Source organism: Microbacterium sp. NPDC056234, from assembly GCF_042267585.1.
Taxonomy (GTDB): domain Bacteria; phylum Actinomycetota; class Actinomycetes; order Actinomycetales; family Microbacteriaceae; genus Microbacterium.
In genome coordinates, this window is sequence record NZ_JBHJTE010000003.1 from 443,368 (window position 1) to 469,420 (window position 26,053).

The following is a 26,053-nucleotide window of genomic DNA, read 5'->3' on the forward strand; positions in this document are numbered from 1 at the left end:
ACGCACGAACCTCGCAGGAATCCTGGGATTCTCTGCGAGGTTCGTGGTGTTCTGCGAAGATCGTGCCGCGACTCAGAAGTCGAAGTCGCCGATGTTGTCTGCGTCGAACACGAACGGGTCGCCCAGCAGAACGACGCCGTCGGCTCCGACCTCGTACTCGCCGAGCTCGCCCGCCTCGAAGGTGTCGCCTTCTTCGCCGGCGATGTCGCCCTGGATGAGAGCCGCCGCCGCGTACGCCGACAGGTAGCCCAGGTCCTCGGGGTTCCACAGCGCGAACGCGGTGACGGTGCCGTCCTCGACGTAGTCGCGCATCTGGTTGGGTGTGCCGAGGCCGGTCAGCGCGACCTTGCCCTTGTAGTCCGAGGTGGACAGGTAGCGCGCGGCCGCTGCGATGCCGACCGTGGTGGGCGAGACGATGCCCTTCAGCTCCGGGTGCGTCTGCAGCAGCGCTGCCGTCTTGTCGAACGAGGTCTGGTCGTCGTCGTCGCCGTAGACCGTCTCGACGAGCGTGATGTCGGGGTAGTCGCTGGCGAGGTACTCCTCCATCATCTCGATCCAGGCGTTCTGGTTGGTCGCGTTGGCGGATGCCGACAGGATCGCGATCTCGCCCGCACCGCCGATCTGCTCGGCGATCAGGTCGACCTGCACCTTGGCGATGCCCTCGGCGTCGGCCTGGTTGATGAACAGGTCGCGGCAGTCCGGGTTGGTGTCCGAGTCGAAGGTCACGACCTTGACTCCGGCATCCCTCGCCTCGTTGAGGGCATCGCAGATCGCCTGCGGGTCGTTCGCCGAGACGACGAGTGCGCCGACGCCCTGCTGGGTCGCGGTGTTGATGTAGCTGACCTGCGCGTCGGGCGTCGCTTCGGCAGGGCCGACCTCGGCGAACGTGCCGCCGAGCTCTTCCACGGCCGCCTTGCCCCCCGTGCTCGAGGTGTCGAAGTACGGGTTTCCGAGGTTCTTCGGCAGGAACGTGATGGTCAGGTTGTCGGACCCTCCACCGGCTCCGCCGCCGTCGCCTTCGGAACCGGAACCGCCTCCGGTGTCGGCGCAGCCGGTGAGCACCAGTGCTGCGGCGACAGCCGCGGCGGCGAGCGCCGAGGCTCGCTTGCGTGAAAACTTCATTGTTCTTCCTAACTGTTGTGTGGGTGATTTCAGGACGTGGCTGCGAACCGGGATGGCCCGCCCCTCGCGCGCACGCGCTCGGCCCAGGACAGGATGCTGGCGGCGACCACCGAGAAGATCAGCAGACCGCCCGTGATGATGTTGATGACATCGCTGGTCACGCCCGCCAGCCGCAGAGCGCTGGAGAGCACCCCGATCAGCAGCACCGCTGCGACGACCCCGTGCAGGTGTCCCCGACCGCCGAACACCGACACGCCACCGAGCACGACCGCCGCGATGACCTGGAGTTCGAGCCCCGTCGCGTTGTCGCCGCGCGCGCTGCCGAATCGCAACGTGTAGAAGATGCCAGCGAACGCGGCCACCAGGCCGGCGAGCATGAAGAGGATGAACTTCGTCCGCTCCACGTGCACGCCCGAGAAGCGCGCGGCGTCCTTCGACAGACCGATCGCGTAGATACCGCGCCCGAAGGGCGTGAAGTGCAGCAGCACGACGAACAGCACCAGCAGGATCAGGAACGGCACGACGATGTACGGGATCGTGGTGCCGGCGATCTTCGCCTTGGCGAGGTCGGTCCACAGTTCGGGGAAGTCGGTCACTGCCGTCGTACCGAGAAGACCGACCGCGAGCCCCCGGAACAGCGCGAGCGTTCCGATCGTGACGGCGAGCGACGGAAGCCCCACCACCGTGACGAGGAACCCGTTGAACGCCCCGCCGACCAGGCCCACCGCGAGTGCGGCGAGCGCGGCGACGCCGAACGGCGCACCGGCCTGGGTCAGCACGCCGGTGACGACGCTGGCCAGGCCCACCATCGAGCCGACCGACAGGTCGATCTCGCCGGTGACCATCACGAGCGCCATCGGCAGCGCGATGAGCAGGATCGGTGCGACATCCAGCAGCAGGTAGTTGTAGGTGATCGGCTGACCGAAGCCGCGGATGGTCGCCGAGGCGACGATGATCACGAGGGCGAGCAGCCCGATGATCGCGAACTCTCGAGTGACCAGCACGCGCCGCCACAGCGGCCGCTCGTGGTCGCGGATGACGCGCGTCGTCGTCGTGGTGGCGGTCATGATTCGTCCCTCGCCTCGATGAGCCGGCGTTTCTGTCTGACGGCGAGCACGCGGTCCAGCACGATCGCTCCGATGATGAGCACGCCGACGACGGCGCGCTGCCAGAAGTCCGGGATGCCGAGGATCGGCAGCGCCCTGTTGATGGTCATGAGGAGCATGGCGCCGATGGCCGCGCCCCAGACCGACCCGACGCCGCCTGTGATCGCGATGCCGCCGATCACGGCGGCGCCCACGGCATCCAGTTCCCACCCTGAGCCGGCCTGCGAGCTGATGGAGCCGTAACGGGCCGCGTAGAACACGCCGGCGAGGCCGGCGAGCGCACCGGACAGGATGAACGCCGTGAGCACGCGCCGCGTGACCCGGAGACCGTACAGCTCGGCGGCCGCCGGGTCGGATCCGATCGCGTAGTACTCCCGCCCGCCGCGGGTGTTGCGCATGTACCAGGCCGCCGCGGCCAGCACGACGACGGCGACGATCGTGAGCACCGGGATGGTCAGGATCTGCTGGGTGCCGAGAGCGAGGAACTCCTTCGGCATGTCCGAAGGATTCACCCGGTCGCTGCCGGTCCACAGCACGTTGATGCCGCGGTAGGCGTACAGCGTGCCGAGCGTGATCACCATCGCCGGCACCTTCGCGAAGGCGACCAGCGCTCCATTGATGAGCCCGAGCAGTCCGCCGAACACGACCGCCGCGATGACTACGAGGATGATCGGAATACCGGGGATGTCGATGAACAGACGCCCGGTGAGATACGCGGTCAGCCCCATCACCGATCCGACCGACAGGTCGACGTTGCGCGTGATGATGACGATCGTCTGGCCGACCGCGACCAGCACGAGGATCGACGGCGTCAGCAGCAGGTCGCGCCAGCCGTCGCTGGAGAACAGGAAGTTCGGGTTCTTGACGGTCGCCGCGGCGACGACGAGCACGAGCGCGGCCAGGATGCCGAGTTCGCGCGCGCGGCCGACGCCGCCGAAGCTCTTTCGCACGGCGAAGGCGGGTGCGGGGGTGATGGTGGTCACGAGTTCAGCTCCGAGGAGTGGGTGGCGGCGAACATGACGTTCTCGCTGGTGGCGTCGATCCGGTCGATCTCCGCGGTGATGCGGCCCTCCCGCATCACGAGGACGCGGTCGGCCATTCCGAGGACCTCGGGGAGCTCGGACGAGATCATGAGGATCCCCCTGCCCTCTCCCGCCAGCTGAGAGAGCAGCCGGTGCACCTCGGACTTCGTGCCGACATCGATGCCGCGCGTCGGTTCGTCGATGATGAGAACCTTCGGGTCGGTGGCCAGCCATTTGGCGAGGACCACCTTCTGCTGGTTGCCGCCGGACAGGGTCGCCGCCACGGTGTCGAGGGCATGCGTCTTGACCTCGAGCCTGGATGCCCATTCCCGAGCGGCCCGATTCTCCATCCCCGTGGTGATGAGACCCCACTTCGCGAGGCGGCGCCGGATCGCGAGCGTGATGTTGCCGCCGACCGCGGAGTCGATCACGAGGCCCTGCCTGCGGCGGTCCTCCGGAACGAGGGCGAGCCCCGCTCTCATCGCCTCGGTCGGGTTGCGATGAGGCACCGTCTTGCCCAGCATCCGAACACGCCCCTCCCGGTAGGCGTCGACGCCGAAGACGGCCCTGGCCACCTCGCTGCGTCCTGCGCCGACCAGTCCGGCGAGGGCGACGATCTCGCCCGAGCGCACCGTGAAGGAGATGTCGTGGAAGATGCCGGGGCTCGTGAGGCCCTCGACCTCGAGCAGCGGATCGCCGACGACGGCGTCCTGCTTCGGGAAGAGCTCGGTGATGTCACGGCCGACCATCTGACGGACCAGTTCGTCCACAGTGGTCTCGACGATCGGAGTGGTCGCGACGTAGGCGCCGTCGCGCATGACGGTGACGGTGTCGCACAGAGCGAAGACCTCGTCGAAGCGATGCGAGATGAACAGAACGGCCCGCCCCTCGTCGCGCAGGCTCCGCGCGACGGCGAACAGCCGCTCCACCTCGACGCCGCTCAGGGCGGCTGTCGGCTCATCCATGATGAGCACGCTGGCATCCAGTGAGATCGCCTTCGCGATCTCGAGGATCTGCTGGTCGGCGATGGACAGCCCGTCGGTGATGCGGTCCGGATCGAGCGTGACGCCGAGCCGTCGGAAGATCTGCTCGACCTCGGTGCGCATGGCCCTGCGATCGATGCGGCCGAAGCGGTTCACGGGCTGGCGGCCCATGAAGATGTTCTCGGTGACCGACAGATCGGGGAAGAGCGTCGGCTCCTGGTAGATCACCGCGATGCCTGCGGCCTTCGACTGCGCCGTGCTCGTGAAGTCGACCGGCTCGCCGTGCAGGCGGAAGTCGCCGGAGTCTCGACGGTAGAGCCCTGCCATGATCTTCACGAGAGTGGACTTGCCCGCCCCGTTCTCGCCGATCAGCGCGTGGATCGAGTGCGGATGCAGCGTGAGGCTGCCGGAGCGGAGCGCGATCACCGGACCGAAGGACTTGACGACGCGATGCAGCTCGAGCGCGGCGCCGGGTGGGACTTCTGCGGCCACTGGGGTGTCCTCTCCTTCGAGGTCGAACGGTCGTACCGTCGCATGGTTCGTATGGGATGAACCTACATGAATCGATTCAGGTGCGTTTCAGCTAGTGTATGTGAGACCGGTCGACGAACAACACCCTCGCGACCGAACTGTGACCCACCCGATGGCGAGAGGAGACCAGGTGCCGATCAGCATCCGCGATGTCGCGTTGCGCGCCGGAGTCTCGGTCGGCACGGTGTCGAACGTCCTGAATCGTCCGGACGAGGTCTCAGCCGACTCCGTCGAGCGCGTCACCCGCGCGATCGAGGAACTCGGCTATGTGCGCAACGACGCCGCCAGAAAACTGCGGGCCGGGGTCAGCACGACGGTCGGCTTCGTCGTACTCGACGGCCAGAACCCGTTCTACAGCGACGTGGTCCGCGGTGCGGAGGACGAAGCGTCGAGTCACGGCATCGCGATCCTCTACGGCAACACGGACGAGGACCCGTCTCGCGAGAAGGTCTACCTCGACCTGTTTCGCGAGCAGCAGGTCCGCGGGTTGCTCATCGCCCCATACGGCGATGTGATGACGCAGCTGCGCCGATTCCGATCCAGCGGCATCGCGACGGTGCTGGTCGACCGCTTCAGCGCGGACAGCGGATTCTCCTCGGTGTCGGTGGACAGCGTGTCCGGTGGGCGCCTCGCGATCGACCACCTGATCGAAGCCGGTCGACGCCGGATCGCGTTCGTCGGCGGGCCGTTCGACATGCGGCAGGTCACCGACCGGCTCGCAGGGGCGAGGGCCGCAGCCGAGAACGCCGCGGTGCGCGTCGATCTCGAGGTGATCGCCACGTCGGCCATGACCGTCGAAGAGGGAGCCGCTGCCGGAGCGCGTTTGCTCCAGCGTCCCCGACGCGAGTGGCCGGACGCGCTGTTCGCCGCCAACGACCTCGTCGCACTGGGTCTGCTGCAGTCACTGGTATCCGGCGGGCGGATGCTGGTGCCGAACGAGATCGCCCTGATCGGGTTCGACGACATCCCGTTCGCTGCTGCGGCGGCCGTCCCGCTGTCGTCGATCCGTCAGCCCAGCCGCATGATCGGGCGCACGGCGCTGCGGATCGTGCTGGAGGAGGCCGGCGATCCGACCAGCATCCCTCGTCAGACCGTGTTCCCGCCCGAGCTGGTGGTGCGCCGCTCGACCACCGGCTGAGGGAGAGCGATCAGTCGCGGACCCTGCCGATGGTCCGATCAGGGTCGGGCCCCTCGACGACCCCGCGCCCGACTACTCCCGGACGTTGCCGTTCGAGCAGGTCGCCTGAGCGGCGGAGTTTCCCCTGATCGTATCGGGAAGGGCTGCCACCGTCTCGGAAGGCACGGGGGTCTCGGTCACGGCCGGATCCGTGGGCTCCGTGGGCTCGGTGGGCTCGGTGGGCTCTGGTGTCTCGACGATGACGCCGTCGTTCGCGGTGTTCTGATGCGTCACCTGCAGCTGCTGGTTCGCGTTGATCGCGTCCCACATGAGCTGAGCGGAGTCGCGATCGGGAATGACCCTGTTCGCGTTGTTCGGGTCCTCGAGGGTCGGATACTGCAGGAAGACGATGTCCTCGAACGGCACGTTCTTCACCGCGAGCGCGATCTGGGCGAGCATCATCGGGTTCTGCAGCGACGTGCTCGGCGTGACGTTGCTCAGCACCGTGTCGGCGAGCTTGAGCATCGTGGGTACATCGCCCAGGACCTCGGAGCTGATGAGCTTGCGCGCGAGGGACGACATGTACTGCTGCTGATTGCCGATGCGCCCCAGATCGCTGCCGTCGCCGACGCCGTGGCGGGTGCGCAGGAACTGCAGCGCCTGCAGCCCTTCGACCGTGTGCGTCCCGGCGGGCAGGTCCAGGCCGGTGTGGCGGTCCTTGATGCCGTTCGCGAGACACACCTCCACCCCGCCGACGGAGTTCGTGATCTCGATCACGCCGCCGAAGGTCACGGACGCGGCGAACTGGATCTCCTGTCCGGTGAGCTCTGTGATCGTCTGCGCCACGCAGTTCAGACCGCCGTAGGAATACGCGGTGTTGAGCTGCTGCTTGCTCATCGATGAGGTCTCGTTGCCGTTCTCGTCGGTGCACGACGGGATCGGCAGCATCGTGTCGCGGGGGAAGCTCACCGCGGTGATCCGGCGAGGCTCGTCGGAGACGTGCAGGAGCAGGTTGACGTCGTTGAGCGTGCCGTTGGCGTCGTCGCCCTCGCAGCGCTCGCCGAAGAAGTGCGCGTACTCGGGCTCGCAGGTGTCGACGCCGGTGAGCAGCAGGTTGAAGCCGCCCTCGAACTCCGCGATGTCCGGCGGAATCGACTCGTGGCCCTCGAGTTCCACGGCGTTCGCGGAGAAGCTGCTGAAGAGCGTCGTACCGACGTAGGCGGCGACACCGATTCCGCTGACGAGCACGACAGCCATCGCGATGCCGACGATCTTCATGATCTGAGACACCGCGCTCGGGCTGCGCAACTGACCATGACGGGCGACGGTGCGACGACGGGGGGTCTTATCGCTCACTCGGGGCCTTTCGGGAATACTGCGGAGGGTGTGGGATTCGAACCCACGAGACATCTCTGCCCACTGGTTTTCAAGACCAGCTCCATCGGCCGCTCGGACAACCCTCCTCGAGCAGGAATGCACCTTCTCGAACAGGCGTCGAGTCTAGCCGAGTTCGGGGCGAACGCCGGCCACGCCGACCTCATTCTCCCGCGATGACCTGGGGAGACCCTGTAAGCAGCGTGTCCAGGGCGAGCGCCAGACCGCCGTCGGCGACATCCTCGGTGACTTCGCCGCCGGCATCCTTGACCTCGTCCGGCGCCTGCCCCATCGCGACCGCCCGCCCTCCGACGCGCAGCGCCCAGCCGAACATGCCGATGTCGTTTCGTCCGTCGCCGGCGACGAGCACCTGGTCCGGGTTCATACCCAGTTCGGCATGAACCCGCGCGAGCGTGGTGCCCTTGTCGACGCCCTGAGGGGCGATGTCGAGCCAGGCGGTCCAGCCGATCGCATAGGAGACCTCGTTGAGTCCGGCCTCGGTCACGAGTCGATGGAAGTCCTCCTCGTCGTGCCCCGGCGAGACCACGACGACGCGCGAGACGGGGTGCTCCCCCAGTTCGTCGAACGAGACCTGGCGTCCGCCGTCCAGCGTCCAGTCATCCAACTGGGCCGTGTACAGCCGCTGACCGGAGGCCAGCTCGACCATGTAGCGCGCCTCAGGAAGGCGGTCGCCGAGGAGGTTGAGCACGGTCCGAGGATCGAAGGTCTCGACATGCCAGCGCGTCCACTCGCCGTCGACCCTGCGCATGGTGACCGCGCCGTTCGAGCACACGACGAACTCGGGAGTGATCTCGAGCGCGTCGACGTAACGGTGGGTCGCCATCCAGCTGCGACCGGTCGCGATCGTGACGACGTGACCGGCATCGCGCACGCGCCCGACGGCCTCCGGCACACCGGGACTCATCGATTCGTCCGGCAGCAGGATGGTGCCGTCGACGTCGAGGGCGACGAGCCAGCGCGGGTCCGTCGAGGCGGCGGTCACGCCTCCGGCTCCAGGACGGCGAGTCCGCCGAGGTACGGCCGCAGCACCTCCGGCACGATCACCGAGCCGTCCGGCTGCTGGTGCGTCTCGAGGATCGCGACGATCCAGCGCGTGGTCGCGAGCGTGCCGTTCAGCGTCGCGACGTGCTGCGTCTTGGACTGCCCCTCGTCGACCGCAGGGCGGTACCGGACGTCGAGCCGTCGCGCCTGGAAGCTCGTGCAGTTCGACGTCGAGGTCAGTTCGCGGAACGCATCCTGCGTCGGCACCCACGCCTCGATGTCGTACTTGCGCGCGGCGCTGGAGCCGAGGTCTCCCGCCGCCACATCGATCACCCGGTACGACAACCCGAGGGCGGTCAGCATCTCCTCCTGCAGCGCGACGAGGCGCAGGTGCTCGGCCTCGGCATCCTCCGGGGTCGTGTACACGAACATCTCGAGCTTGTTGAACTGGTGCACGCGGATGATGCCGCGGGTGTCCTTGCCATACGAACCGGCCTCACGGCGGTAGCAGGTCGACCAGCCGGCGTAGCGCAGGGCCCCCTTGTTCAGGTCGACGATCTCGTCCTTGTGGTATCCGGCGAGCGCGACCTCGCTGGTGCCGACGAGGTACAGGTCGTCGTCCTTGTCGAGGTGGTAGACCTCGTCGGCGTGCTCGCCGAGGAAGCCGGTGCCCTGCATGATCTCGGGGCGCACGAGCGTGGGCGTGATGAGTGGCACGAAGCCGTGCTGCAATGCCTTGTCGAGGGCGAGGTTCATGAGGGCGATCTCGAGTCGGGCACCCACTCCTCGGAGGAAGTAGAAGCGCGAGCCGGAGACCTTCACGCCGCGCTCCATGTCGATCGCACCGAGGATCTCACCGATCTCGAGGTGGTCGCGCGGCCCGTTCGGATACTCGGCCGCATCGAACGTCGGCACCTGACCGACACGACGCAGCTCGACGAAATCCTGCTCGCCGCCGGCCGGGACCCCGTCGATCACGACGTTCTCGATACGAGCCAGAGCGGATGCCGCGGCCTCCGCCGCTTCGCTCGCAGCCTGCTGCGCCTGCTTGACCCGCTCGGCGAGCTCCTTGACCTGAGCGACGAGCGCCGCCTTCTCCTCCTTGGGAGCCTTCGCGACCTGCTTGCCGAACGCGTTCTGCTCCGCGCGCAGCTCCTCGAAGGAGGTCAGCGCGGCACGACGCGATCGGTCGGCCTCGATCGCTGCATCGACGGTGGACGCATCGTGTCCGCGTGCGATCTGCGAACGGCGGACGACGTCGGGGTTGTCGCGGAGAAGTGCGAGGTCGATCATTCGTCAAGTCTATGGCGTGGCACCGGTGCCGCCGCGAGGGGGCCGAGCGGACGGAGGCCTTAGAGTATGGCCATGATGACGACCGCGGCCGCCATGCACCGGGTCGCCCTCGTGTACAACCCGATCAAGGTGAACGAGACCCAGCTGAAGTCGCTGGTGGCCTCGATCGCCGAGGAGGCCGGCTGGTCTCCTCCGCTGTATCTTCCGACCACGATCGAGGATGCCGGACAGGGCGTGACCCGCCAGGCACTCGCCGAAGGAGTGTCGGCGGTGCTGGTCGCCGGCGGCGACGGCACTGTCCGCGCCGTGGCGGAGGCCATCGCCGACACCCATGTGCCGCTCGGGATCCTGCCCAGCGGCACCGGCAACCTGTTCGCCCGCAACCTCGGTCTGCCGCTGACCGATCCGGCATCCATCGTCCGTGCTGCGCTCGCGGGCCGCACCCTGCCCGTCGACCTCGGCTGGGCGACGCTGACTCGCGAGGACGGCTCGTCCGAGACCCACGCGTTCGTCGTGCTCGCCGGGATGGGCCTGGATGCCGACATGATCGCCAACACGCGTCCCGACCTGAAGAAGTCCGTCGGATGGGTGGCGTACGTGGACGGCGCCGCACGGTCGCTGGCCGCGGCGAAGCCGTTCCGCATCGTGTATCAGCTGGACGAGTCGCGACTGCACTCGACCAAGGTGTACAGCATGCTGTTCGCGAACTGCGGCATGCTCCCTGCGGGGATCTCCCTCATCCCCAGCGCCTCGATCACCGATGGCACGCTCGATGTCGCGATCATCCAGCCGTCGGGGCCGTTCGGCTGGCTGGGTGTGTGGCGCAAGATCTGGTGGGACAACTCCGTGCTGCGGCGTTTCCGCGCCGGTCGTCTGGTTCTCGAGCGCCGAGGACGCGATGCTTCCGTGCGGTATCTGCGCGGGGTCTCGGCCGAGGCCGCAGGCACCCACCCGACGCCGATCGAGCTGGACGGCGATGAGTTCGGTACCGCCGTCCGCCTGCATTGCCATGCGGATCCCGGCGCCCTGACCCTCGCGATCCCCGATTCGGTGTCGACCGAATCACTCTGACGGTCGTTATCCGCGGACGGGGATCGTGGCGTCGAGGTTCGCGCCGACCAGCGTGAGCTGGAAGCCGTCGTCCTCGACCTGGTCGTCCTCGAACGCGATGATCGTGGCGCGCGGCGCCATATCCATCGTGCAGGCCTTCTCCTCGTCAGCCGCGAACGTGACGGTCCCGGTGGCACCGCTGCCTTCGACCGACTCGACGATCGGCGGGCAGGACGACGACCCCCATGTCAGCAGCACGAGGCTCTCGTCGTCGAACCATCCCGCGCTGGGGGTGTACTCGGTCGAAGTGCCGGGGATGCCGGTGAAGGCGGGGTCGCCATCCAGATCCACGTCGTCGGTGGCGTCCTTGTACGTCACGATCAGCTCGACCTCCTTGGTCGGGTCGACCCCTTCGGGGAAGGCACCGACGCTCGCGCGCGGGGCGAAGTCCGCGGTGCACACGGCATCCGCATCGACGTCCACGAGCGAGACCGTGACCTGCTGACCGGACGCCGTGGCCTCTTCGACCTGCGGGATGCACGTCGACGAGCCCCAACTGACCACCGCGAACATGCGCCCGTCATCGAGCCACGCCGCCTCGAAGCCGTCCTCCGGCTCCGGCGCTGGTGACGAGCTCCGCTCCGGTCCACTCGAACTGGTCGGGCTCGTGCCCGCTGGGGTGCCGGCGCAGCCGACGGCGAGCATCCCGACCGCGACGAGGCCGGCCAGCGGAATGACGACGCGGGAGATCCTGATCATTGCCCCAGAGTAGCCGTGATCACTGCAGTGCGGAGGTCAGCCGTGCGAGGTTGTCGAGCACGGTCGAACGCAGCGGTTGCTGCATCCACTCCTCCAGGGTCAACTCGCGGCTGAGGCGACGGTATTCGTCCTCGACGTCGCGCATCTCGCGCACGAACTCCTCCCCGCGGACGAGCAGCGAGATCTCGAGGTTCAGACCGAACGAGCGCATGTCCATGTTGCTCGAGCCGATCACGGCGACCTGGTCGTCGATCGTGAGGCTCTTGGTGTGCAGGATGTAGGGCTTCGGATACATCCAGATCCGCACTCCGCCTCGGAGCAGCGCCTCGTAGTAGCTGCGCTGCGCGTGGTAGACCATCGCCTGGTCGCCCTCTTCGGAGACGAACAGCTCGACGGCCACGCCGCGATCGGATGCCGCGGTGACGGCCAGCAGCAGCGCCTCATCAGGGACGAAGTACGGGCTCACGATCATGATCTTGCGTTTGGCCGAGTACAGCAGGCTCAGGAAGAGGCGCAGGTTGTTCTCGACCTCGAACCCTGGACCCGAGGGCACGACCTGGCAGTCGAGGTCTCCGGTGCCCTGCGTCGCGTGGGCGATGTCGATGTCCGAGAGCACCTGATCGGTCTCGCTGTACCAGTCACTCAAGAAGATGGCGTTGACGCTCGCCACGATCGGACCGTCGAGGCGGACCATCAGGTCGACCCAGTGCAGTCCGCGCTTGATGTTCTTGGGCAGGTTGTAGGTGGAGTCGGTGATGTTCTGCGAACCCATGAACGCCACGCTGCCGTCGACGACGAGGAGCTTGCGGTGGTTGCGCAGATCGGGGCGCTGCATGTGCCCCTTGAGCGGTCGGACCGGCAGCATGACATGCCAATCCGCGCCCATCCGATTCAGCCGGTCGATGGTGTGCTGATAGCGAGGCTTGTATCGATTGGCCCAGTGATCCAGCAGCACCCGGACCGAGACGCCACGGGCGGCGACCTCTTCGAGCGCGCGGAAGAAGTTGTCGGTGGCCGCGTCCGACTGCAGGATGTAGAACTCGACGTGGACGTAGCCGGTCGCCGATCGCACGGCGTCCGCCATCGCATCGAGCGACTCCTGATAGTCGGAGATCAGATGGGCGCCGTTGTCGCCCGAGAGCGGCATCGCCCCCATGTGCTGGTTCATGCGCACGAGCGGGCCGAACCAGTCGGGGGCATCGGGGCGCAGCGTGCCGAAATGGAGGTGCTCGCTGGTCTCGGCGATGTAGTCGTTGATCTGCTGCTGCTTGCGGCGCCGGGCGCGCGGCAGACGCGGATTCCCGATCAACAGGAACAGGAAGACCCCGAAGAAGGGGATGAAGAAGATCGCCAGCAGCCACGCCATCGCCGCCGTGGGGCGGCGGTTGCGCGGGACGACGATGATCGCCGTGATGCGGATGGCGATGTCGATGATGGCGAGACCCGTGAGCACCCACCAGGGCCAGGCATCCATGCGCGTCACCCCCGTGATGTCGGGACCATCGCCTCACGCCGGTCCTGGACTCAGCGTAGTGGGTGGGCCGGACAAGACCCGGTCAGGACGCCTTCGGCGGCAGACCGCGCGCCGCGCGCTCCTCGGCCTCGATGCGGGCGTGGACCTTGCGCTCGGTGCGGTCGAAGCGCAGGATGCCGCGCAGCACGAAGAAGAACACCACGCACACCGCGAGGGTCGGAAGGATCGACCAGGCGACCGCGGTCCAGATGCTCTCCATGGGTCCATCGTACGCCGCTCGCCTGGGGGCGTGCCGTGCCGGAGTCAGCCCACTCGCCCTGCACAACTGCGAATCCGCGGAAATCCATCCACAATCGACGATTCCGCCCCTGTGGGCCGTCCGCGCGTTGCCACACTCGCGTGATGACAACAGTGATGAAAGCCAACGGCTCCGCCCAATTCCTCGGGCTCGTCCCCGCTCTCGCCGGCTTCACGCCGACGCAGAGCATCGTCCTCACCCCGTTCGAGGGCAGACGGACCTACGGCGCTCTGCGCATGGATCTGCCGGACGACGACCCGAATGGGTTCGCCGAACGTGCCGTGGCGCTGGTCGGCCGCGTCGAGCGCACGGACTCCATAGCGCTGGTCGTGTACTGCGACGAGGCCGCCCAGTCCACGAGGGACGGACTCGTCCTCCCCCACGGCGTGGTCGTCGATGCCGTGATCGCGGCCGCAGAAGAACAGCGGCTGGGCATCGTCGACGCACTGTGCGTGATGCCGGACGGCTGGGCTCGCTACCTGGATGAGGAGCCCCGATTGCATCCGCTCGACACCATCCGGTCCGCGGCGCGTCCGCCGGAGGCGTCCGACATCCGCGGTGATCAGTCAGCCGGCACCGCACTGCCGAACTACGGCCTGATGAAGACGGAGAAGGTGGGTCGGGCGCTGGTCGCGCTGGAGCAGGTGATCTGCCGCACTCGCATGGGACAGGAGAGCGAGGCGGAGCGCGCGAACCCGGAAGCATTCGCCGCCGCGATGCTCATCGAGAACGTGCCGGCACTGTTCGAGGCCGCCGTGAACCTCCCGGATGATCCGTCGCCCCAGATCTGCGCGGCGCTGATCTGGCTGCTGGAGCGGCCGCTCTATCGCGACGTCGCTCTCATGCAGTGGGCCGGCGACCTGCGCGACGGGCACGATGCACTGGCCTCGCAGCTGACGCACCACCGCGCCGGCACGCTGCCGCCCGAGAACAGCTGCCGTGTCATGGTCGGCTCTGGTCCGCGCCCTGATATCCCCAGGCTGCACGCCGCGCTCCGCACCGCGCGCGCAGTGGCCGCCCTCGCACCACGCCGACGACGGCTCGGTCCGCTCGCACTGGCGGCGTGGCTGTCCTGGGCGATCGGACGCCCGTCGCACTCCGAGAAGTACCTCGAGGCGGTGCACGACATCGACCCCGGCTACAGCTTCGGGAACCTTCTGAGCGAGCTCATCAGGACTCGGCCGCTGCCGGAGTGGGCGTTCGACCGTCGTGTCGACGACGCGGCATGATGCCGCGTCGTCGTCACTTCACCAGCGGGAACAGGATGGTCTCGCGGATGCCGAGCCCGGTGATCGCCATCAGCAGGCGGTCGATCCCCATACCCATGCCGCCGGACGGCGGCATGCCGTGCTCGAGCGCACGGAGGAACTCCTCGTCGACGCGCATCGCCTCGACGTCGCCACGGGCGGCGAGCTTGGCCTGCTCGATGAAGCGCTCGCGCTGGATGACGGGGTCGACCAGCTCGGAGTATCCGGTCGCGAGTTCGAACCCGCGGATGTACAGGTCCCACTTCTCCACGACGCCCTCGATGGAACGGTGCTCGCGTACGAGGGGCGAGGTGTCGAGAGGGAAATCCATCACGAACGTCGGGCGCACGAGATCGCCCTTGACGAAGTGCTCCCAGAGCTCTTCGACGAGCTTGCCGTGCGTGGCCTGCGGCGGGACGTCCACCCCGTTCGCCTCGGCGAACGCGATCAGGTCCTCGACCGAGTCACCGGGGGTCACGGTGCGACCGGAAACCGCCGACAGCGATTCGTACATCGAGATGCGGTCCCACTCACCGCCGAGGTCGTACTCGGTGCCGTCGGCCCAGGTCACGGTCGTCGAACCGGCGACGGCGATCGCGGCCTGCTGCACGAGTTCCTGTGTCAACTGGGCCATCTGGTCGTAGTCGCCGTAAGCCTGGTAGGCCTCGAGCATCGCGAACTCGGGGCTGTGCGTCGAGTCGGCGCCCTCGTTGCGGAAGTTCCGGTTGATCTCGAACACGCGCTCGATGCCGCCGACGACGGCGCGCTTCAGATACAGCTCCGGCGCGATGCGCAGGTAGAGCTCGGTGTCGAACGCGTTCGAGTGCGTGATGAAAGGCCGAGCGGAGGCCCCGCCGTGCTGTACCTGCAGCATCGGCGTCTCGACCTCGAGGTAGTCGTGGCCGGCGAATGTGGCGCGAAGGCTCGCGTTCACGGCCGCGCGGGCGCGGACAGTGGTGCGCGCCTGCTCGCGGACGATCAGGTCGAGGTAGCGGCTGCGCACGCGGCCCTCCTCGCTGAGTTCGGAGTACGCGTTGGGCAGGGGCAGGATCGCCTTCGACGCGATCGCCCAGCCGTCCGCCATGATCGACAGCTCGCCGCGACGGCTGGAGATCACTTCACCGTGCACGAAGACGTGGTCGCCGAGGTCCACATACTCCTTCCACTCCGCCAGCGACTCGTCGCCGACGTTCGCGAGGGAGATCATCGCCTGGATGCGCGAACCGTCACCGGCCTGCAGCGTCGCGAAGCAGAGCTTGCCGGTGTTGCGGCTGAACACGACGCGCCCGGCGACGCCGACGACCACACCGGTCTCGGCGCCCGCTTCGAGGTCGCCGTAGTCGGCCCGCAGCGACGGGATGGTGTGCGTCACCGGCACACCGACCGGGAACGCCCCGCCAGATGCATCGGCACGCTTCGCGATCAGGCGCTCGCGCTTGGCGAGACGGACGGCCTTCTGCTCGTGGATGTCCTCGTCCTCGTGGGGGACGGGGGCGGGCGCGTCAGGCGCGTTCGTCATGCGGGGCTCCTTGGAAGTCAGCGGCCAGTTTATCGTGGGCGGGTAGCGTGGAAGCCATGAGCGCTCGTCGAGGACTCCACCTGCTCGCCGCACTCGTCCTCGCCGCAGTGGCGTCCGCCCTGCCTGCGACGGTCGCCTCGGCATCCGTCACCGGCGATGTGAACGACTTCTCCTATGCATCGTGGGATGCGGAGTACGAACTCGGCACAGACGACGAGGGCCGCGCCACCATGAAGGTCACCGAGACGCTGACCGCCGCATTCCCCGAGTTCGACCAGAACCGCGGCATCGTGCGCGGGCTGCCGATGGGCTACGAAGGCGCCTCGACCGACCCCCGAGTGATCTCGGTCGAGGATGCCGGCGGCTCCTCGGTCCCGTACGAGACAGAGGAAGACGACGACGTCCTCTACATCCTCACGGGCACCGACGAGTACGTGCACGGGCCGACCACCTACGTCATCACCTACGAGATGCGCGACGTCATCCTGGCCGCCCGCAACGGCTTGGACGAGTTCTACTGGGACCTGCTGCCATTGGACAGCACGCAGCCGATCGACGAGTTCACCGCCGACATCGTGTTCGCCCCGGAATTGAGTGCGCGGCTGACCGGCGACTCGGCCTGCTACAGGGGCGAACAGGGCTCCAAGGATCCCTGCGATCTGACCGTCGACGGCGACACCGCCACGGTCGCCGGGACGGGCCTCTCCGCCGGCGAGGGCGTGTCCGTCGCGATCGGTCTCGAACCAGGCGCCGTCGTCCAGCCCGACACCCGGCAGCCGAACCCCATCACCGATGTCGTGCCGGTCGTGACGAGCGGTGCGGCAGCAGCGCTCGCCGCCGGCGGATGGATCGCGACTTCGGCGATGGTCCGCTCCCGACGCCGTGCGACCGGCGTGGTCGTCGCCCAGTACGACGTGGCCACCTCGATGCCGCCGCTCCTCGCGAACGCGATCGTGCCTCGTGCACGCAACCCGATCACCGCGCAGATCATCCATCTCGCCGTGCGCGGACTCCTCCGCCTGGAAGAGCTGCCGGAAGGAACGAAGGATCAGACCCGGCCGCGGCTTCGCCGGCTGTCCGCTCCGATTCCCGATCCGCTCGATCACCGCGCGCTGAAGGCCGTGTTCAGCAACGACGAACCGGATGTCGTCATGACGATCCCGAAGGAGAGCTCCGCGTTCGCGAAGCGCATGCAGGGCCTCATCAGGGCCGGGAAGAAGGCGGCCGAGGAACGAGGACTCACCACGAAGGCCCGCAGCCACACGGCCGCCGTGCTGTGCTGGGTCGCGCTCGGCGTGGCAGCCGGCGGTCTCGGCCTCGGGATCTGGGGTGCGGTTCTGGGTCGGGAGAGCGCTGTCCCCGGCATCCTGCTGTCGGCGTTCCTCGGCGCGGCCGTGGTCGTCTCGCTCATCGCCGCCTTGTCGGCGCGCACAGTGCCGACGCCGGAAGGCGCACTGGCCCTCGAGCATCTCGAGGGCGTGCGCGAGTTCATCCGCGTGGCCGAGGAAGACCGACTGCGGATGCTGCAGTCGTACACCGGAGCGGAACGCCGCTCCGACGGCACGATCGACGTGATCCACCTGTACGAGCTGCTGCTGCCCTACGCCGTCCTGTTCGGCCAGGAACGCGAATGGGGCGAAGTCCTCGAAACCGCATACGCGCAGGACCAGCGGACGCCGGTGTGGGTCGACGGCGCGGCTGTCGGGCTCTCCCTCCGGCTGGCCGGCTTCTCGACCGCGACGGCCGGCTCGTCGACATACACCTCACCGAGCAGCGGGAGCTCGTCGAGTTTCGGCGGTTCGACCGGGGGCGGCTTCTCGGGCGGTGGAGGAGGCGGAGGCTTCTCCGGAGGGCGCTGACCCTCAGGGCAGCAGCGGATCCGATGCGTCGCGCAGCGCACGCTCGACCGTCGACTGCACCAGTGCCGACAGGTAGCCACCGGGGTTCTCGACCCCGATCCCTCGGAGAAGGCCGGTCGCCTGGGCGATGATCGACCGGGAGAACTCGGATGCCGTGGCGATCGCTTCGGCGTACGCCGGCCGGTCCTCCTCGGCGATGACGACCGGCTCGCAGCCCAGCTCCACCGCGAGCGCCTGCGCGATCGGCAGCACCGGCGCCGGCGCGGTCACGGCGGCGAACGACGCCTGCAGCTGACGCAGGTCGATCGTCGTGCCGGTGAACGTGATCGCCGGATGCACCGCCAGCGGGATGACCCCTGCACGCTGCGCCGGCTCGAGCACGCCGATGCCGTAAGCGGGGTCGGTGTGCAGCACGAGCTGGCCAGGCTGCCAGGCACCCAACTGCGCGAGACCGGCGACGATGTCGGAGAGGTCGTCATGCGGAACCGCGAGGATCACGAGTTCGCTGCGGCGCAGCACCTCGGGGGCCTCGAGCACGGGGACGTCCGGCAGCACGGCGGACGCGCGTTCGTCGTCCGAGGATGCCGTGATGCCGACGATCGCGTGCCCCGCGCCGGCGAGCGCCGCGCCGATCACGGGTCCGACCCTACCGGCGCCGACGATGCCGACGCCGAGACGGCCCTCACGATTCACGCGAAGGCTCCTCCGGTGGGGCGGGTGGCGCCGCCGGCGGAACAGGCGGTGCTGCCGGCGGAGCAGGCGGCGACGCCGGCTGGACGGGCGGCGCTGCTGGCGGAACGGGTGGCGCTGCCGGCGGAACAGGCGGTGCTGCCGGCAGAACCGGAGGCGCCGGCTGCGGCGTGATCACCGGCGGCGCCGGCTGCGGCGGAACCGGAGGCGGCGGCACGACGGTCGGAGGCGCCGGCGGCCCGACCGGCGGAACCGGCCCACCGCCAGTCGGCGGGGCTCCGAACGCCGGCACAGTGAAGCCGGGCGCGGGCGGCGGGACCGCGGGCGCGGGCCAGGTGGGCGGCACAGCGTCCGGAGCTGCGGCATCCGACTGCTCCGCCCAGCGGTGGCCACGGTCGCGACCGACGGAGGCCGAGGTGCGCCGGGCCATGTCGTCGAACACGGCCATGAGCTGCGCGCTGTCGATACCGACGATCTCGCCGAGGATAGGGCCGGTGACGCTGTGCGCCTTCATCCAGGCGACCCGCTGCGCGCGGTCGATGGGGCCCTGCGAGACCGAGGCACCCTGCATGCGGGCCAGCGGGAAGACCGCGAGCTTGCGCCACATCACGCCACGACGCAGGATCAGTCCGAAGTCGGTGAGCGCGAGGCCGTGCCGTTTCCAGGACACCGGACGGCGCCACCACCCGCGCGGCTGCATGCGTACGTACGGGTCGTCCTGCTGCGGACCGAGGATGCCGTGCTCCCAGACCAGCGGAACATCGGACGCAGGCAGGTCGGGCAGGATGAGCCCGAGCACCCGCTCGACGTCGGCGCGCTTGCCGACCGGGAGCACGATGCTGAACTGCTGCGCGCTGCCCGACTGCTGCTGCGCCGCGCTCTTGCCGCTCATCCGGTTGATCTTGATCGTCCACCACCCGAACGGACGCCACAGCAGCGACTGCGTGACCTCCACGGCGAAGATGCGTCCCGGTGGGATCGTCTCGGTGACCGTCGTGAACAGTCCGTAGGTGATGCGCACACCGTCAGGAGTCGGCGCGATCGAATAGCGCAGCGACTTGGAGATCTGGGCCCACGTGATCGCCACGGTGGCGATCACCAACGGGATGCCGGTGCCGAGGCTGATCCCGAGGATCGCGAATCCGGCCCCGTCCCCCTCGTCCGCGAGCACCACCGGAACCACGAACGCCATCATGATCGCGAACAGCACGCCGAAGAAGACCAGCCACAGCACTCCGCTGAGCAATTGCGAGCCGACCAGGCGTCCGGTCGGGATCTTCACGACGCTCTCGGGGGCGACGTCTGCGAGGTCGACGCCGTCGATCAGATCGTTGATGCCGTGGCTGACGGTGCCGGCGACCTGCTGACGCCTGCTCGCCGCCGGTGCCGGCTGTCCGGTGCGGGCTGCCTCCCTCGCGGCCCTGGCGCCGGACGCGAGGCGCAGGATGTCGGCGCGGACGGCCTCGGCCTTGGGCGTCGACAGGTACTCGAGCGGGACGTTCGCGTCGGTGCCGGCACCGACCACCTCGAGCTTGGCCATGCCGATGAGCCGCGCGGGGAAGGGCCGGGTCAGGTTGACCCCCTGCACGCGGTCCAGAGGGGCACGGCGGTGCGATCGGAAGATGATCCCCTTGCGCACCTCGACGTGGTCGTCGGTGATGCGGAACTCCTGGAATCGCCAGACCAGCCAGAACGCCGCGCACAGGACGAGGACGAGGCCGAGCGTGACGAGCAGGGCGACCAGGATGAGGTTGTTGGTGAGGATCCAGTCGATCGGGTCGGCCTGGGCGTAATCGACCGCGTCGTCCTCGAGCTCGCCTGGTGGGGCGAAGAGGTTCACGAGCCAGTAGATGAACCGATCCCGGAAGTTGCTGATGACGATGCCCGCGACGACGATGAGCACCAGCCCGCCCTTGAACAGCGGAGTCAGCGGGTGCAGGCGGTGCCATTCGCCGTCGGCGAGGGTGTCCTCACCGAGAGTCTGAGGCGCCGAGATCGAGGGCGCCGGCGGGCCGGGCTGGCCGAAGGACGGGACGCTCACAGGCCGGTCCGGCGGGTCTCGGCGACCTCGATCAGCGTGTCGCGCAGCGCCTCGGCCGCTGCCTGGCTCAGGCCGGGGATCTGCACACCGGTGGTCGCCGCGGCCGTCACCATCTTCAGCTGCGAGACTCCGAATGCCCTATCGAGCGGACCGTGCGTGATGTCGACGAGCTGCATCCGCCCGTAGGGCACGGCGATCATCCGCTGCCACAGAATGCCCTTGCGGAAGACGATGTCGTCGGTGCGCAGCATGTAGCCGATCGCCTTGGCCTGCCGGGGCAGCACGACGAGTGTGATCAGCGTGACCACGACGATCACGCCGGCGGGGATCCACGCCCACGCCTGATGCAGCACCAGGCTCAGCACGAGCGCGGCCATGACCACCACCGCGATGAAGATCGCGTTCTGCACGAACTGGGACGTCACATAGCGCGGCGAGATCTGATGCCACTGTCCGTCGAGGGCGAGGCGGCCTTCGCCACGCGGCTCGCGGATGCCGGTGTAGGTGCCTTGGTCGAGCGCGGGGCTCTGCGTCGGACCGGGGTCAGCGCCCGGCGTCGGCTCCTGGGGAGGGGTCGTCTGGCTGTCGGTCATCAGGATCCTTCGGCAGGGTGCAGAACTGTTCGGCGACGAGCGCGGCCGCCACGAGGACGATGGCGCTCGCAACGAGTGCGACCATCGCCACCATCGACCCTACCGGCGGCCCGACCGGACGGGACAGCAGGAACGCCAGGATGCCGGCGCCGAAGCCGGCGAGCAGCGCACCGAGCAGGCTGGAGGCACGCGCCAGCGTCGCGGCGCGCAGGGCGCTGAACGGGTCGATGCGCTTGCCGGATCGACCGCGAACGCTGCGACGCACCGGCCACGCGAGCCCGAGGCACGCTGCCGCGAGCAGGAGCAGGAGCAGAAGCACCGGCAACCAGGCGGACGGCGTGAACGTCGCCCGGCCGCTGACGGTCAGCAGGTGGTCGAGCCCGAAACCGCCGGCGGCGCCGAGCAATGCCAGGACGAACAGCACCAGGGCGGAGGTGCGCTTCATCCGCTGAGCCCGCCCTGCTCGTCGCCGTCGTTATCGCCGTCGGCGTCCGCCCGGAGCGATGCCACGAGGTCGGCCACGCGCCCGCGGCCGGGGATCTCGGCATCCGGATCGAGATCCAGCCAGGGTTCGAGCACGAAGAGTCGCTCGGCGGCACGAGGATGCGGCAGCAGCAGGTGCTCCGCGTCTGACGTGACGTCGCCGTACACGATGAGGTCGAGGTCGAGCGTGCGGTCGCCCCATCGCTCACGGCGCTGTCGCCCGTGCTCCTCCTCGATGGCGTGCAGCATGCCCAGCAGCACCTGCGGTGCCAGCCTCGTCGTCACCTGCGCGACCGCATTGACATAGCTCGGCGCATCGGGGTCAGGGCCGTCCCACCGCACGGCGACCGTCTCGTGCAGCGGCGACAGCCGCACGTCGTCGACCAGCGGCAGTCGCGCGATACGCGCCGCTGCGCGCTCGACGGTCTCACGTCGGTCGCCGAGGTTCGCCCCGAGCGCCACGACGGCGACCGCCGCATCGCGGCCGGGCCGGGGGTCGATCGGCGGCAGCGGCGGCATCCGGACCATCAGCGCGCCTCCTGACGCCCGCGGCGGACGGTCACGGAGACATCCGAGAACGTATGCGCGATCGGCGCGTGCGGCTTGTGGACCGTGACAGCGACGAACAGGACCCGCTCGTCGGCGAGGACGACGTCGGCGATCCGCTCGGCGAGCGTCTCGATGAGATTGACGGGTTCGCCCTCGATGATCTCGACGACCTTGTCGGCGAGTTCCCCATAGTGCACGGTGTCGGCGACGTCGTCGGATGCCGCGGCATCCGCGAGGTCGAGGTTCAGCCGCAGATCGACGGCGAACTCCTGGCCGTTCTCGCGCTCGTGTTCGTATACGCCGTGGCGGCCGAACGCCGTGAGTCCGGCGAGGAAGATCTCATCGATGGGGTTCATGCTGAGCCCTCCCAGGCCCGCGCGACGGCGAGCGCGTCGCGGGTCGCGGCGACATCGTGGACGCGGACGCCCCAGGCCCCGGCGCGTGCGGCGAGGGCGCTGGTGACGGCGGTGGCGAGGTCGCGCCGGTCGAGCGCGACCTCGCCATCTGCGGCATCCTGGAGGACCTCGGCGAGGAACCTCTTGCGTGATGTTCCGATGAGGATACGGTGACCGAGGGCCGTGATCTCGTCCAGCCCTCGCAGGACGTCCCAGTTCGTCCGGCCCGCCTTCGCGAATCCGATGCCGGGGTCGAGGATGAGGCGCGATGGGGCGATCCCGGCGGCCGCCGCCCTGCCGACGCCTTCGCGAAGCTCGCCGGCGACCTCGCGCGCCGCACGGCGGTAGGCGGCGTTCGCGTACATGTCGGAGGACGGTCCGCGCCAGTGGCCCAGCGCATAGTCGGCGTCCGTGTCGGCGACGGCTGCCAGCATGCGCTCATCGGCGAGGCCGCCGGAGACGTCGTTGACGATCCGAGCACCCGCTGACACCGCGGCGGCGGCCGTCGAGGCGTTGAGGGTGTCGATGCTGACCGTCGCGCCCTCGGCGGCGAGCGCGGTGACGACCGGCAGCACGCGCTCCTGCTCGATGGAAGGATCCACGCGCTCGGCGCCAGGACGGGTCGACTCTCCGCCGACGTCCAGCACGTCGGCGCCGTCGCGCCACAGCTGAAGACCGTGCTCGATCGCGCGCGTCGCGTCGAGGAAGCGCCCGCCGTCGCTGAAGGAGTCGGGCGTGACGTTCACGATGCCCCAGATCACGGTCACGGCTGATCGGCTCCGTGTGCAGAGGGCGCCGCGATCAGGGCGATGATCTCGGCGCGGGCGCTGGGGTCCAGGTATGCGCCGCGGGCGGCGATGGTGAGCGTGGATGCCTCGGGCTGGCGTCCGCCCCGCATCGTGACGCAGCCGTGCACGGCATCCAGCACGACCAGAACTCCGCGGGTGTCCAGGTGCGCATCGATCGTGTCGGCGATCTGCTCGCCGAGGCGCTCCTGCACCTGCGGGCGGGTCGCGAGGGTCTCGACGACCTTCACGAGAGCACCGAGGCCGACGACCTGTTCGCCGGGAAGATACGCGAGGTGCGCCCGTCCGGCGAAGGGCAGCAGGTGATGCTCGCACACCGAGCGGAAGCGGATGTCGCGCAGCACGACCGCGCCGCTGGGCATGGTCTCCGGCGCCGGCCCCCGCGACACGCTGATGGTGTGGGCGAGCGGCGCGGCGGCATCCTCACCGACACCGGCGAAGAACTCGGCATACAGGTCGGCGACGCGCTGCGGGGTCTGCTTGAGCCCCGGTCGTTCGGGATCCTCGCCGATCGCCTCGAGCAGCTCGCGGGTCAGAGCTGCGACCCGCTGGATGTCGACGGTCACGATCAGGCGGTCGCCGGACGCGTGTGTCCGGACGCAGGAGCGGAATCGGCTGTGCCCCTGGTCGCCGCCGCATCCGCCGGCGCCGCTTCGGATGCGGCGGCATCCGCCGGGACGAGCCGCTTGGGGACCTCGATCGGCGGCCTGGTCGACACCGGACGGTCCTCGCTGGACAGCCACAGCGGACGCTCCGGGAGCTTGCGCACGTCGTGGAAGAGCTCGGCGATCCGGTTGTGATCGAGCGTCTCCTCCTCGAGCAGGGCGAGCGCAAGGCGGTCGAGAACGTCGCGGTTGTCGCTGATCACCTGGTAGGCCTCGTTGTGCGCCTGCTCGATGAGCGCGCGCACCTCGGTGTCGACCCGCTCCGCGACCGTCTCGGAGTATTCGCGTCCGCGACCCATGTCGCGTCCGGCGAACGGCTCGCCACCCTCTGAGCCGAGCTTGACCGGCCCGAGATCGGTGGTCATGCCGTATTCGATGACCATCTTGCGCGCGATGCTGGTCGCCTTCTCGATGTCGTTCGACGCTCCGGTGGTCGGGTCGTGGAAGACGATCTCCTCGGCGACGCGGCCGCCCATGGCGTAGGTGAGCTGGTCCTGCAGTTCGTTGCGGGTGACGGAGTACTTGTCATCCAGCGGCAGCACCATGGTGTATCCCAGTGCCCTGCCGCGCGGCAGGATCGTGATCTTGGTGACCGGGTCCGTGTAGTTCATCGCTGCCGCGGCCAGGGCGTGGCCACCCTCGTGGTACGCGGTGATCAGACGCTCGCGGTCCTTCATCACGCGCGTACGACGCTGCGGGCCGGCGATCACGCGGTCGATGGCCTCGTCCAGCGCACGGTTGTCGATGAGCTGCGCGTTCGAGCGCGCGGTGAGCAGGGCCGCCTCGTTGAGGACGTTCGCGAGGTCGGCACCCGTGAAGCCGGGTGTCTTGCGTGCGACGACCTCGAGGTCGACCGAATTGGACAGCGGCTTGCCCTTCGCGTGCACCTCGAGGATGTGCAGACGACCCTTGAGGTCGGGGGCGTCGACTCCGATCTGCCGGTCGAAGCGTCCGGGACGCAGCAGGGCAGGGTCGAGGATGTCGGGGCGGTTCGTCGCGGCGATCACGATCACGTTGGCGTTCGGGTCGAAGCCGTCCATCTCGACGAGCATCTGGTTCAGGGTCTGCTCGCGCTCGTCGTTGCCGCCGCCCATGCCTGCGCCGCGGTGGCGCCCGACCGCGTCGATCTCATCGATGAAGATGATCGCCGGGGCGTTCTCCTTGGCCTGGTTGAACAGGTCTCGCACGCGCGAGGCACCGACACCGACGAACATCTCGACGAAGTCGGATCCCGAGATCGAGTAGAACGGGGCGCCGGCCTCGCCTGCGACGGCACGGGCGAGCAGAGTCTTTCCGGTACCAGGAGGGCCGTACAGCAGCACGCCCTTGGGGATGCGGGCACCGATGGCCTGGAACTTCGCGGGATCCTGCAGGAACTCCTTGATCTCCTGGAGCTCTTCGATGGCCTCGTCGGCACCGGCGACGTCGACGAAGGTGACCGTCGGAGTCTCCTTGCTCACGAGCTTGGCCTTGGACTTGCCGAACTGCATGACCTTGCCGCCGCCGCCCTGCATCGAGCTCAGCAGCCACCAGAACAGCAGGCCGAGCAGGACGAGCGGGATGAGCAGCGACAGGAAACTGTCGAACCACGTGGCGCGGGGCACGACGTCGGTGAAGCCGTCCTTGGGGTCTGCCGCGTCGATGGCCTCGACGATCTGGTCGCCTCGTGCGTCGACGTAGTAGAACTGCACGTCCTTGGCGCCCTCGAACTCCTTCGAGAGCGTCATGTCGACACGCTGATCGCCGTCGGTGTTGGTCACCTCGGTGACCGTATCGCCCGCGAGCAGTTCGAGCCCCTGCTGCACCGTGATCTGCTTCGGCGCCCCGAGATTCGAGATCAGCAGGAATCCGCTGAACAGGAGCACGCCGACGAGCGCGACGTAGATCAGGGGATTCCGGGTGATCTTCTTCACATCCATGATGGGTTCAGCGTACCGCCCGACCGCTTGGCGGCCGCTGTGATTCGCCCACGGCGGACAGCCGCACGCCGGTGCGGCTCACAGGATGCGGCGCCGCTCCCCGGAGCTCGCAGAGGACGTCGGATGCCGAGGCCGAGGTGCGACCTGCGATCAGGA

24 protein-coding genes and 1 tRNA gene are annotated in these 26,053 nt (G+C 68.6%); 4 read left to right on the forward strand and 21 right to left on the reverse strand.

Translation table 11 applies throughout. The features are described from left to right. Window positions 1–72: 72 nt before the first annotated feature. The 4 genes from rhaS to ACFCYE_RS11450 are packed head-to-tail and all read right to left on the reverse strand — an operon-like array spanning window position 73 to window position 4,725. Window positions 73–1,122 carry a rhamnose ABC transporter substrate-binding protein gene (gene rhaS, locus ACFCYE_RS11435; protein ID WP_376178804.1) on the reverse strand — a complete coding sequence of 350 codons (1,050 nt, stop codon included), beginning with the start codon at window positions 1,120–1,122 and terminating at the stop codon, window positions 73–75. A gap of 29 nt (window positions 1,123–1,151) precedes the next feature. Then, on the reverse strand, window positions 1,152–2,189 hold the full coding sequence (locus ACFCYE_RS11440) for an ABC transporter permease (protein WP_376178806.1): 1,038 nt from the start codon (window positions 2,187–2,189) through the stop codon (window positions 1,152–1,154). Then, window positions 2,186–3,211, reverse strand: coding sequence for an ABC transporter permease (locus ACFCYE_RS11445; RefSeq protein WP_376178808.1), 1,026 nt, complete (start codon window positions 3,209–3,211; stop codon window positions 2,186–2,188). The genes ACFCYE_RS11440 and ACFCYE_RS11445 overlap by 4 nt, the downstream gene beginning before the upstream one ends. Then, on the reverse strand, window positions 3,208–4,725 hold the full coding sequence (locus ACFCYE_RS11450; protein WP_376178810.1) for a sugar ABC transporter ATP-binding protein: 1,518 nt from the start codon (window positions 4,723–4,725) through the stop codon (window positions 3,208–3,210). Before ACFCYE_RS11450 ends, ACFCYE_RS11445 begins: the two co-directional genes overlap by 4 nt. Before the next feature lie 169 nt (window positions 4,726–4,894). Here ACFCYE_RS11450 and ACFCYE_RS11455 point away from each other — a divergent pair, with 169 nt between their 5' ends. Next, window positions 4,895–5,902 carry a LacI family DNA-binding transcriptional regulator gene (locus tag ACFCYE_RS11455; RefSeq protein WP_376178811.1) on the forward strand — a complete coding sequence of 336 codons (1,008 nt, stop codon included), beginning with the start codon at window positions 4,895–4,897 and terminating at the stop codon, window positions 5,900–5,902. A 72-nt stretch (window positions 5,903–5,974) separates the two neighbouring features. Here ACFCYE_RS11455 and ACFCYE_RS11460 read toward each other — a convergent pair whose 3' ends face one another. The 4 genes from ACFCYE_RS11460 to serS form a co-directional block, all read right to left on the reverse strand. After that, on the reverse strand, window positions 5,975–7,237 hold the full coding sequence (locus ACFCYE_RS11460; RefSeq protein WP_376178812.1) for an LCP family protein: 1,263 nt from the start codon (window positions 7,235–7,237) through the stop codon (window positions 5,975–5,977). 22 nt (window positions 7,238–7,259) lie between these two features. Beyond that, window positions 7,260–7,344, reverse strand: a tRNA-Ser gene (locus ACFCYE_RS11465). Window positions 7,345–7,418: 74 nt separating this feature from the next. After that, window positions 7,419–8,258: an HAD family hydrolase gene (locus ACFCYE_RS11470; RefSeq protein WP_376178814.1), complete on the reverse strand. Its 840-nt coding sequence runs from the start codon at window positions 8,256–8,258 to the stop codon at window positions 7,419–7,421. Then, on the reverse strand, window positions 8,255–9,550 hold the full coding sequence (serS, locus tag ACFCYE_RS11475; RefSeq protein ID WP_376178816.1) for a serine--tRNA ligase: 1,296 nt from the start codon (window positions 9,548–9,550) through the stop codon (window positions 8,255–8,257). Before serS ends, ACFCYE_RS11470 begins: the two co-directional genes overlap by 4 nt. 72 nt (window positions 9,551–9,622) lie before the next feature. Between serS and ACFCYE_RS11480 the strand changes: the two genes are divergently transcribed. Further along, a complete protein-coding gene (locus ACFCYE_RS11480; protein WP_376178818.1) occupies window positions 9,623–10,621 on the forward strand; it encodes a diacylglycerol/lipid kinase family protein in 999 nt (332 codons plus the stop codon). A gap of 6 nt (window positions 10,622–10,627) precedes the next feature. Here ACFCYE_RS11480 and ACFCYE_RS11485 read toward each other — a convergent pair whose 3' ends face one another. The 3 genes from ACFCYE_RS11485 to ACFCYE_RS11495 all read right to left on the reverse strand — a co-directional run bounded on the left by ACFCYE_RS11485 (window position 10,628) and on the right by ACFCYE_RS11495 (window position 13,092). Next, complete coding sequence (locus tag ACFCYE_RS11485) at window positions 10,628–11,359, reverse strand: hypothetical protein (protein ID WP_376178820.1); 732 nt, start codon at window positions 11,357–11,359, stop codon at window positions 10,628–10,630. Between the two features lie 19 nt (window positions 11,360–11,378). Next, on the reverse strand, window positions 11,379–12,833 hold the full coding sequence (gene cls, locus ACFCYE_RS11490) for a cardiolipin synthase (protein WP_376178822.1): 1,455 nt from the start codon (window positions 12,831–12,833) through the stop codon (window positions 11,379–11,381). Between the two features lie 82 nt (window positions 12,834–12,915). Next, entirely contained in the window at window positions 12,916–13,092 is a 177-nt protein-coding gene (locus ACFCYE_RS11495) for a hypothetical protein (RefSeq protein ID WP_264155805.1), read from the reverse strand. Between the two features lie 143 nt (window positions 13,093–13,235). Between ACFCYE_RS11495 and ACFCYE_RS11500 the strand changes: the two genes are divergently transcribed. Further along, a complete protein-coding gene (locus ACFCYE_RS11500; protein WP_376178824.1) occupies window positions 13,236–14,360 on the forward strand; it encodes a DUF4192 family protein in 1,125 nt (374 codons plus the stop codon). 13 nt (window positions 14,361–14,373) lie between these two features. On the opposite strand, the gene lysS is transcribed toward ACFCYE_RS11500, so the two are convergent. After that, a complete protein-coding gene (gene lysS / locus ACFCYE_RS11505; RefSeq protein WP_376178826.1) occupies window positions 14,374–15,897 on the reverse strand; it encodes a lysine--tRNA ligase in 1,524 nt (507 codons plus the stop codon). Window positions 15,898–15,953: 56 nt separating this feature from the next. Between lysS and ACFCYE_RS11510 the strand changes: the two genes are divergently transcribed. Beyond that, on the forward strand, window positions 15,954–17,756 hold the full coding sequence (locus tag ACFCYE_RS11510; RefSeq protein ID WP_376178828.1) for a DUF2207 domain-containing protein: 1,803 nt from the start codon (window positions 15,954–15,956) through the stop codon (window positions 17,754–17,756). 3 nt (window positions 17,757–17,759) lie between these two features. On the opposite strand, the gene ACFCYE_RS11515 is transcribed toward ACFCYE_RS11510, so the two are convergent. From ACFCYE_RS11515 to ftsH, 9 genes are read right to left on the reverse strand one after another with little or no spacing between them, the layout of a single operon-like run. Beyond that, complete coding sequence (locus ACFCYE_RS11515) at window positions 17,760–18,449, reverse strand: Rossmann-like and DUF2520 domain-containing protein (RefSeq protein ID WP_376178829.1); 690 nt, start codon at window positions 18,447–18,449, stop codon at window positions 17,760–17,762. Beyond that, window positions 18,439–20,487, reverse strand: coding sequence for a PH domain-containing protein (locus ACFCYE_RS11520; protein WP_376178830.1), 2,049 nt, complete (start codon window positions 20,485–20,487; stop codon window positions 18,439–18,441). Before ACFCYE_RS11520 ends, ACFCYE_RS11515 begins: the two co-directional genes overlap by 11 nt. After that, window positions 20,484–21,080, reverse strand: coding sequence for a PH domain-containing protein (locus ACFCYE_RS11525; RefSeq protein ID WP_376178832.1), 597 nt, complete (start codon window positions 21,078–21,080; stop codon window positions 20,484–20,486). Before ACFCYE_RS11525 ends, ACFCYE_RS11520 begins: the two co-directional genes overlap by 4 nt. Continuing rightward, window positions 21,031–21,525 carry a DUF3180 family protein gene (locus tag ACFCYE_RS11530; protein ID WP_376178833.1) on the reverse strand — a complete coding sequence of 165 codons (495 nt, stop codon included), beginning with the start codon at window positions 21,523–21,525 and terminating at the stop codon, window positions 21,031–21,033. Before ACFCYE_RS11530 ends, ACFCYE_RS11525 begins: the two co-directional genes overlap by 50 nt. Next, the gene (folK, locus tag ACFCYE_RS11535; RefSeq protein ID WP_376178834.1) at window positions 21,522–22,091 is read right to left on the reverse strand and encodes a 2-amino-4-hydroxy-6-hydroxymethyldihydropteridine diphosphokinase; all 570 of its coding nucleotides are present in this window, start codon (window positions 22,089–22,091) and stop codon (window positions 21,522–21,524) included. Before folK ends, ACFCYE_RS11530 begins: the two co-directional genes overlap by 4 nt. Continuing rightward, window positions 22,091–22,468: a dihydroneopterin aldolase gene (gene folB, locus ACFCYE_RS11540; RefSeq protein WP_376178836.1), complete on the reverse strand. Its 378-nt coding sequence runs from the start codon at window positions 22,466–22,468 to the stop codon at window positions 22,091–22,093. Before folB ends, folK begins: the two co-directional genes overlap by 1 nt. Further along, window positions 22,465–23,274 carry a dihydropteroate synthase gene (folP, locus tag ACFCYE_RS11545; protein WP_376178838.1) on the reverse strand — a complete coding sequence of 270 codons (810 nt, stop codon included), beginning with the start codon at window positions 23,272–23,274 and terminating at the stop codon, window positions 22,465–22,467. The genes folB and folP overlap by 4 nt, the downstream gene beginning before the upstream one ends. Then, complete coding sequence (gene folE / locus ACFCYE_RS11550; protein ID WP_376178840.1) at window positions 23,271–23,879, reverse strand: GTP cyclohydrolase I; 609 nt, start codon at window positions 23,877–23,879, stop codon at window positions 23,271–23,273. The genes folP and folE overlap by 4 nt, the downstream gene beginning before the upstream one ends. 2 nt (window positions 23,880–23,881) lie before the next feature. After that, complete coding sequence (gene ftsH, locus ACFCYE_RS11555) at window positions 23,882–25,897, reverse strand: ATP-dependent zinc metalloprotease FtsH (protein WP_376178842.1); 2,016 nt, start codon at window positions 25,895–25,897, stop codon at window positions 23,882–23,884. Between the last annotated feature and the right edge of the window lie 156 nt (window positions 25,898–26,053).